This is a genomic window from Brasilonema octagenarum UFV-OR1, from assembly GCF_963888615.1.
Lineage (GTDB): Bacteria > Cyanobacteriota > Cyanobacteriia > Cyanobacteriales > Nostocaceae > Brasilonema > Brasilonema sennae.
On sequence record NZ_CAWPKW010000155.1, the window covers coordinates 1 to 8,135 of the forward strand.

The 8,135-nt window shown below is 41.5% G+C and carries 7 protein-coding genes and 1 pseudogene; 4 read left to right on the forward strand and 4 right to left on the reverse strand.

Going from position 1 to position 8,135, the window contains the following annotated elements; all coding sequences use genetic code 11:
• Positions 1-1,291: 1,291 nt before the first annotated feature.
• A pseudogene (locus AC5590_RS10695) lies at positions 1,292-1,707 on the forward strand (heavy metal-responsive transcriptional regulator).
• 68 nt (positions 1,708-1,775) lie between these two features.
• Here the strand turns inward: AC5590_RS10695 and AC5590_RS10700 are convergent.
• On the reverse strand, positions 1,776-2,291 hold the full coding sequence (locus AC5590_RS10700) for a pentapeptide repeat-containing protein (protein WP_169268621.1): 516 nt from the start codon (positions 2,289-2,291) through the stop codon (positions 1,776-1,778).
• A gap of 14 nt (positions 2,292-2,305) precedes the next feature.
• Here AC5590_RS10700 and AC5590_RS10705 point away from each other — a divergent pair, with 14 nt between their 5' ends.
• On the forward strand, positions 2,306-2,890 hold the full coding sequence (locus tag AC5590_RS10705) for a YraN family protein (protein ID WP_169268622.1): 585 nt from the start codon (positions 2,306-2,308) through the stop codon (positions 2,888-2,890).
• A 40-nt stretch (positions 2,891-2,930) separates the two neighbouring features.
• Here the strand turns inward: AC5590_RS10705 and AC5590_RS10710 are convergent, their stop codons facing one another.
• Positions 2,931-3,320 (reverse strand): hypothetical protein, encoded by a 390-nt coding sequence (locus AC5590_RS10710; RefSeq protein ID WP_169268623.1) that lies wholly within the window; start codon positions 3,318-3,320, stop codon positions 2,931-2,933.
• A gap of 235 nt (positions 3,321-3,555) precedes the next feature.
• Between AC5590_RS10710 and queA the strand changes: the two genes are divergently transcribed.
• Positions 3,556-4,722 (forward strand): tRNA preQ1(34) S-adenosylmethionine ribosyltransferase-isomerase QueA, encoded by a 1,167-nt coding sequence (gene queA, locus AC5590_RS10715; RefSeq protein ID WP_169268624.1) that lies wholly within the window; start codon positions 3,556-3,558, stop codon positions 4,720-4,722.
• 83 nt (positions 4,723-4,805) lie between these two features.
• On the opposite strand, the gene AC5590_RS10720 is transcribed toward queA, so the two are convergent.
• Together AC5590_RS10720 and AC5590_RS10725 are read right to left on the reverse strand one after the other, a co-directional pair.
• Entirely contained in the window at positions 4,806-5,501 is a 696-nt protein-coding gene (locus AC5590_RS10720) for a potassium channel family protein (protein WP_169268625.1), read from the reverse strand.
• Between the two features lie 164 nt (positions 5,502-5,665).
• Positions 5,666-7,030, reverse strand: a complete 1,365-nt coding sequence (locus tag AC5590_RS10725; RefSeq protein WP_169268626.1) for a TrkH family potassium uptake protein — start codon at positions 7,028-7,030, stop codon at positions 5,666-5,668.
• A 143-nt stretch (positions 7,031-7,173) separates the two neighbouring features.
• Here AC5590_RS10725 and AC5590_RS10730 point away from each other — a divergent pair, with 143 nt between their 5' ends.
• Positions 7,174-8,016 (forward strand): methyltransferase domain-containing protein, encoded by an 843-nt coding sequence (locus tag AC5590_RS10730; RefSeq protein WP_169268627.1) that lies wholly within the window; start codon positions 7,174-7,176, stop codon positions 8,014-8,016.
• Positions 8,017-8,135 lie beyond the last annotated feature (119 nt).

Genomic DNA, 8,135 nt, shown 5'->3' on the forward strand with positions numbered 1-8,135 from the left:
CGACCAACCCCCAATCTAAAATCTAAAATTTAAAATCTAAAATCGTCCCGGTCAAATTACTGCGGAGGATTACTATATCTTCTGCAATAAGTTGAGTTATATCGTTTCACTTTAAGGTTGATACAATTAGACCGCTCCCCCGCATCTTGTGCATCTTGTGCAAGTCAGATGAGGGGAGGAAGACGTCCTCGCCGCTTTTTTCCCCTGCATCCTTGCACCCTTAAATACATCTGTTGCGCCTGCACACCCACTCACCTTCGCCCACCGAACGTGATTGATTGGTTTGTCGTCCTCATTACCCACAGTTTTCATAAGGCTTAGCTGATTTTTCCATCTCATACCTCTACTGGCAGATTTTTCGCTTGTTTTAGCCAAGCACTTCAAACATCCGCAACATCACGAAGCCAATTCAAAGAAATATATTAGTTAACAAGTGTACAATCATACCATTTCATCTTTTTAGAAAAGTTATACTGTTTTTTAGGTTCTACCTGGGAATTACGCAGAAGTGGCTTTGCCACTTCTTTTTCTAAAAGGTAAGGCAAAAATAATATCCTTAAGAAAATGAGAGCTGTCGCCGACACCCCAAAGAACACAGCCATACCACTCAGCAGTTCACCTATACAGTACTACAGATTTAGTTAATGATCGCCTGCGTAGACTGCTATTGCGTTTGACCAATAGCTTTGGGTGTAGGAGTGTAGGGGTGTAGGCGAGCCACTGCCCTTCGGGTATGCCCTTGGCGTGCGCTTGCGCTTACGCCAGATGCCTGGCTGTCGGGAAACAAGGACCGCAGCCGGTTGTCGTCACCTCCTGCGCAGCGCTGTCTCACCGTGGGCTGGTCTCCCGCGTTGAGGCATGTGGCGTGAGCCAGTGGGGTTTTTTATGAGCTCGTCTTTAGAAGTCAAAACAATACACAAGTATCTACAACAATAGTAGAGTATCCACAAAACGACTATGTATAAACAGCACTTTGCAGGCGCATCCTTGCTTTGGTATTGGCGGACTATAGTTACGTTGTTCCAGGTAAGTCCTCTAGATGCTAAATCTAAGTTAAGAGACTTATGGTATACTAAACTCTTTAGTTGAGTAGAGACTTTAGCAACGCATAGAAAAATTTTGTTGACAATTAGCAATTAATAAGTAAATCAACCAAATTAAACGTAAAGGGTAGCAAAGCGATCGCACGAATCGTATTTTATGTTTTTTCAGGTTGACTTATGAAGTTTTTTTGCTTGTTAGCTTACATCTTAAAATAAAGAGAAAACTCTACGCATAAGGTATTTGACCTGTGTTGAATCAAGATGAAAATTTGTTTTTAATTGGTCAGGTGACTGCTTTGAGCGGAGTTCCTATTAGGACAATTCGCTACTATGAAAGTTTGGGTTTAGTTCAGTCTATCGGACGAACAGAAGGAGGTTTCCGCCAATTCTCATCAGATGTGTTGACTCGTCTTTCTTTTATTAAATGTGCTCAAAGTTAGGTTTAAGCTTGCAAGAAATCGGCGAAATTCTTGAAGTTTATGACGGAGGTAAACCAGCCTGTGATCAAATTCATCACAAGCTGAAAGATAAGATATTAGATATTGATAGACAAATTGAACAGTTATTGACCTTGCGAGAAGAATTGAGAGGATTACTGTCCGGATGGAACAGCTTATCAACAAAGCCGCAAGATACAATCTGTCCCATAATTCAGAACCATTGAACAAGGGTAGGGAGATACGCTAAAATGAAAAGCGGTTTTCACGCCCCCGGTTTGTTGTGTAGCTGAAGCTACGGGCAATATAAGCTGTCGCGGGTGTTGCGTCCTGTAGTTGGATTCGTACCTGAGGCGACTTTGCACAATTTCTCTTGCTCATATTTACGCAGCAGCACATCAGTGAAATCTGCTCCGTCAATAATAGCACGATCAAACCTGGCGTTAGCAGCAGAAGCACCCTCCAACACCGCATTTGTCAAATTTGTCTTAGTGAAAAGAGCCGAGTCTAAAATAGCATTTGTTAAGTCAGCTGCTTCAAAATTTACTGATTCCAGTTTTGCAGAAAACAGACTGACGCCGCGCAAATTAGAGTGACTAAAGTTACTGTTGCGGAGGTTAGTTTGATTAAAGCTGGAGTCTGTCAAGTCACGTCCTGAAAAATCAGACCCGATCAAAGTTTCTTTATTGTAGTCAATTGCTAGAGCTTCTGGAGCAAAACCTGCAAAACCAACAAATGCAGTGATGCAAATGACAACCCAAAGTAATAAACTGAGTGTGTTTACCCAAATTCGATTGCTGAACTTACTCATTGTACTTTTCACCAATGGCAGACGATTCTCCATATCATTATCTCGATATAGGTATCGCAGGAGAAGACCTGGTAGCTGAATGGTTACAATCCAATGGTTGGGTCATTTTGCACCGTCGATGGCGTTACCGTAACGGAGAAATTGATATCATTGCCCAATATGATGGACAGCAACAGCCAAGGAAACAGCAAGAAAGAGCACAGACAAACACACAGAGTGAAGGAACAAGGGAAACCTCACTCCTTCACTCTTTGACTCCTTCACTTTCCTCATCTCCCATACTGACATTTGTGGAAGTGAAAACTCGCAGCCGAGATAATTGGGATGCAGGGGGAAGAAACGCCATCACAAAACAGAAGCAAACAAAACTCCAACAAACGTCTTTAATGTTCTTAGCTAAATATCCCCAGAAGGCAGACTACCCTTGTCAATTTGATGTTGCTATTGTCTACTGTCAACAAATATCACAAGGGTTCAGCCTAAGCGCAGCCGAAGGGTTCACTGCGCCTACAATTTCTGAACAAGCTATAGCCACTTTATCAATAAATGGATATTTGTTGATGCTACAAGAATATATTCCAGCAGCTTTTGATACTTAAACCTATATCGTCATATAACAGGTAATATAAGTCAAAGGTATCAGGCTAGTGTTTCTGGACAATAGCCCAAACCTCTGACAAACTGTTGCCGGAACGCCTCTATTTCCTCTTTTTCTGGGTTACCATGAGAGACGATCGCTACCTGATAGCGACGCATCACGTCAACTGGACACTGTCCTGCTTCTAAACTCCAAAACGCCATTTGTACCCGCATTTTTGGCTCGTAGCTAATTCCTAATTCACTGAGAAAAGCCCGAATATCCCCATCTTCTTGAGGTGAGACGTGACGTCTTAGTTTGACTCTCACCACCCAACCATCAATCTGATGAATGACGGTGACGAACGAAACAGGTATTTGGGGTTTACCGTGCAAGAATTGAACAACTCTTAGAGTTAGACTGGCATTTGCCAGGTAATATAAGTATTCCATCGGTGTGTTTGGGATCAAAGCCAATCCTACTTTTTTATTATCCGTATAAAGACCCTAGTGCTGGCTAGGGTAAAAGCCCCCGTTTTTAGATAGGGAGGTTTACCCAATTTTCATACAGGTATTTCCGTGTGAGCTAATTGCATTCATGACAAAGTTATAGAAGGATAATTCGGTGGGGATCACGGGATTCTCTATAAAAAAAGCCAAAACAAGTTTTTAGACAGTCGAAATATAAATGCAGCAACAACGAGCCAAAACCAATTTAAACCCAATATCTAGTCCTCACAAGGAAGACTTGGAATTAGATCGTTCCCTAACTGGATATGACTATGAATTACCTCAAGAACTCATAGCCCAAAACCCAGTGGTACCCAGGGATCATTCCAAGCTTTTGGTAGTAAATTCCCAGGATACAGGTATAAAAGTAGAACCAAGACACTGTATTTTCCGAAGTTTGCCAGAACAACTCAAATCTGGTGATTTACTGGTAATGAATAATACTAAAGTTTATCCAGCACGTTTGTATGGTCGTAAATCTACTGGTGCGGAAATAGAAGTATTGTTGTTAGAAGAACGCCAGCATAATTGTTGGTTAGCCTTAGTCAAGCCAGGAAAACGTTTCACACGGGGAGCGAAGATTATTTTTGAAGCAAAGGCAAATTCCTCATCTTCCCCATCCTCCCTCACTGCGACAGTCTTAGAAACAGACGAGGCGACTGGAGGGCGTCTTTTGCAATTCAATTTACCAGAGGGGATGTCTTTAGTACAGATGTTGGATGTATTTGGTGAAGTTCCTCTACCACCTTACATCACTGCATCTGATGCCCAAGGCGCTCAGTATCAGACAGTTTATGCTAAAGTTCCAGGAGCAGTAGCAGCTCCGACAGCAGGGCTTCACTTTACGCCAGAATTACTACAGAGGTTGGGCGATCACGGAATTCATCAAGCTTTTGTCACATTACACGTTGGCGTAGGAACATTTCGCCCTGTAGAAGTGGAGGACGTAAAAACCCATAAAATGCATGAAGAATGGATTTCAGTGCCTTCCTCCACGGTAGAGCAAATCCGTGCAACTCAAGCATCTGGTGGCCGAATTGTTGCTGTAGGTACAACAGTAGCACGCGCATTAGAAGGAGCTGCAGCCAAAGGTGAGTTGCAACCATTTTCTGGCAAAACCGATTTGTTTATCTACCCCGGCTACCAATGGCGAGTTGTAGATGGTTTAATTACCAATTTTCACCTACCGCGTTCTAGCTTGCTGATGTTGGTGAGTGCTTTAATTGGTCGGCAACGTTTGTTAAATATATATCAGCAAGCGATATCATCTCAATATCGCTTTTATTCTTTTGGTGATGCAATGTTGATTTTGCCGGAAGCAAGAACGCTTAACAGTGAACAGTAAACAGTGAACGCTTAACAGGGAACAGTGAACAGTGAACGCTTACCAAGGTTATGGGAAACAAATACTGATAACTGATAACTGATTCAAATAGGTAAGCGATTAATATCCTTATTGCAGCCAATCACAACCATTGCCGAACCGCGATCAAGACGCTGACTGGGATTAGGATTAATTTGGAATTTACCATCTTGACTAACAGCCAGCAAATTTAAACCATAGCGGTTGCGAAGTTGTAATTCAGCGATTGTTCTGCCATGAAATTCGTCTGGTACAATCAACTCTACAATACTGTTATCTGGATCAAGATCAAATCTGTCTAGGATAGAGGGTTTTGTAAGTGTTCGCGCTAAAGCAGAACCCGCTTCATACTCCGGAAACACAACGTGATCTGCTCCCACTTTGTGCAACAATTTGCAATGAACTTCACTAGAAGCTTTTGCAATGACATGAGGTACACCACCTTCTTTGACGTTCAATGTTGTGATGATGCTTTCTTGGATGTAATTTCCGATTGCTACAATGACCGTATCAAATTCAAAAATTCCAGCTTCTTTTAGTGCTGCTGGTTCAGTTGAATCTAATTGTAAAGCATGACCAGTTATATGCTCAGTCAAGGCTTGAGCTACGCGTTTTTCATCTATATCTGTAGCTAGCACTTGATAGCCGAATTTGTGCAGTGTTAAACAGACTGAACGACCAAAACGACCTAACCCAATAACAGCAAACTGCTGATTGTCCTTACGCAGACTACGAAAAAATCCTAATGATGCCAAATTCACAGTTGTTATCCTTATTAACACTGTTTTTTTAGTACAAACTCGGTGATAACAAGTTTGTAAAAACTATTTTTTTCTTATTCTGTAGATTTTATCATCTTGGTATACAAGATGATAAAATCATTGATTATGAGTGATTTTTTATTTCTTCTTCTGTCAGTACTCCATTATCCTACAAGTAAGTTTTCTTCTGGGTAATGAATCCTAGTCGGTTTGGGGTCTCCGAGCATAGCTGACATGAGTAGTAAAATACCGACTCTGCCAATATACATTGTCACAATTAATATGAGCTTTCCGGCAGCAGATACGCTGCCCGTAATGCCAGTGGAAAGACCCACCGTAGCAAAGGCTGATACAACTTCAAAAAATATTTGAATAAATTCTAATTTTGGATCTGTTAGTGCAATTAAAATAGTAGATGCAATGACAGTTGTTACAGAACCAATAAAAACTCCAACAGCTTTTAAAATGACATTTATTGCTATCTTGCGATCGTACAATAAAACCTCTTCTTTTCCCTGAAGAATTGCCTGAGTACAACTGGTGAGAACTCTTAAAGTTGTCGTTTTAAGTCCGCCTCCTGTACCGCCTGGGCTTGCACCAATAAACATGAGTGCAATCATAATAAACAAACCAGCATTTGTCATTTTACCTATATCTATGGTATTAAATCCAGCAGTTCTAGGAGTTACAGATTGAAACCAAGCGACTAATAATTTGTCAGGCAAACTCAAATTACCAAAAGTTTCCGGATTTCTTAATTCAACAAAGAAAAACGCAACTGTCCCAAGGACTAAAAGAATTAATGTTGTGCTAGTAGCAACTTTAAAATCTAGAGATAAGAAGAGATTTGTTTGTTTTTTGAGTAGGCGATGCTCCAGCAGGGAGCCGCGCAAGGCGCGATCGCGCAACCAAAAGTAACTTTCTAAAATGACCTGATAACCAATACCCCCAAAGATAATTAATACCGTTATCGTGAAGACAACTAAAAACGATGATTGGTATCCAATTAAGTTATCTTTAAACAAACTGAAACCAGCATTATTCCAAGCGTTAATGCTATGAAAAATCGCTAACCAAAGTCCTTGATTCCATCCATACTTGGGAACAAAAGCGAATAGTAATAAAAAGATACCTGTGATTTCAAAAATCAACGTTGTTGCAATAATAGAGCGGATAATTTGAGCACTCCCTTGCATTCCAGGTCTGTCTAAAGCTTGTTGAATGGCAACTTTTTGTCGTAGGTCAAATTTACGACCAATAAGCATAATCAAAAATGTGGTGGTTGTCATATAGCCTAAACCACCAATTTGTGCTAAAAGCGCAATAAAGAATTGACCCCAAAAAGAGAAATAGCTGCCTGGATCTACCACTGATAAGCCTGTCACACAAACTGCTGATGTTGAGGTGAATAAAGCAACTATTGGGTTATTCCACGCACCATCACTGGTAGAAAAAGGCATCATCAGCAGGATAGTTCCTACAATAATGACTGCGAGAAATCCTAAGCAAATCGTCCGAGAAACAGTCATAGAAATTAGTCTTTTTTATAACGCTTTATAGTTATATAAAGATAGTTGTCTTTCGCCATAAGCAAAAACATCCTAATCTAATTAAAAACACACATGGTAGCCTACTGTATGTGTTTATTTATGTCTTCATTATTGCTTGCGTTATGAGTCCAACACTTTACGAGCAAATTCAGCAGTTTTACGATGCTTCCTCCAGTCTGTGGGAACAGGTTTGGGGCGAACATATGCACCACGGTTACTACGGTGCAGATGGTACACAGAAAAAAGAGCGTCGTCAGGCGCAAATTGATTTAATTGAAGAAGTTATCAGGTGGACAGGAGTCCAACAAGCTGAGAACATTTTGGATGTCGGTTGTGGAATTGGTGGAAGTTCTCTGTATCTGGCAGGAAGATTTAATGCTAGAACAACAGGAATTACTCTGAGTCCAGTACAAGCTGCAAGAGCAACAAAACGCGCTTCTGAGTTTGGGTTGAGTGCAAGAAGTCATTTTCAAGTGGCTGACGCTCAAGCAATGCCTTTTACTGATAACTCTTTTGATTTAGTATGGTCACTAGAATCTGGTGAGCATATGCCGGATAAGAGCAAGTTCTTGCAAGAGTGTTATCGTGTGCTGAAACCCGGTGGAACCTTGATTATGGTGACTTGGTGTCATCGACCAATTGATAATTTACCCCTGACGGCGGATGAGGAGAAGCACTTAGCTGAGATTTATCGAGTGTATTGTTTGCCTTATGTGATATCTTTGCCACAGTATGAGGTTATTGCTCGTGAATTAGGGTTACAAAATATTCGGAGTGCTGATTGGTCGAAGGCTGTTGCTCCTTTTTGGGATGTTGTGATTGATTCGACGTTTTCTCCAATGGCGATTTGGGGTTTGCTGTGTTCGGGTTGGGGTACTATTCAAGCTGCGCTGTCTTTGGGGTTGATGAGTAGGGGTTATGAACGCGGGTTGATTCGGTTTGGGTTGTTGTGTGGGAATAAGTAACGATTAGCAACAAGACAAGCCAGTGCGTTGGGCGGGCAACGAACGCCCGACTTGTAGACGCCGGAGGCGGTGAGACAGCGCTGCAGGAGGGTTTCCCGACCTAGGCGACTGCGTAAGCG

Excerpts from the sequence above, each read along its gene's own strand:
- AC5590_RS10700 (WP_169268621.1), bottom strand. The coding sequence starts at position 2,291 with ATGAGTAAGTTCAGCAATCGAATTTGGGTAAACACACTCAGTTTATTA.
- AC5590_RS10705 (WP_169268622.1), top strand. The coding sequence starts at position 2,306 with ATGGCAGACGATTCTCCATATCATTATCTCGATATAGGTATCGCAGGA.
- AC5590_RS10710 (WP_169268623.1), bottom strand. The coding sequence starts at position 3,320 with ATGGAATACTTATATTACCTGGCAAATGCCAGTCTAACTCTAAGAGTT.
- queA (WP_169268624.1), top strand. The coding sequence starts at position 3,556 with ATGCAGCAACAACGAGCCAAAACCAATTTAAACCCAATATCTAGTCCT.
- AC5590_RS10725 (WP_169268626.1), bottom strand. The coding sequence starts at position 7,030 with ATGACTGTTTCTCGGACGATTTGCTTAGGATTTCTCGCAGTCATTATT.
- AC5590_RS10730 (WP_169268627.1), top strand. The coding sequence starts at position 7,174 with ATGAGTCCAACACTTTACGAGCAAATTCAGCAGTTTTACGATGCTTCC.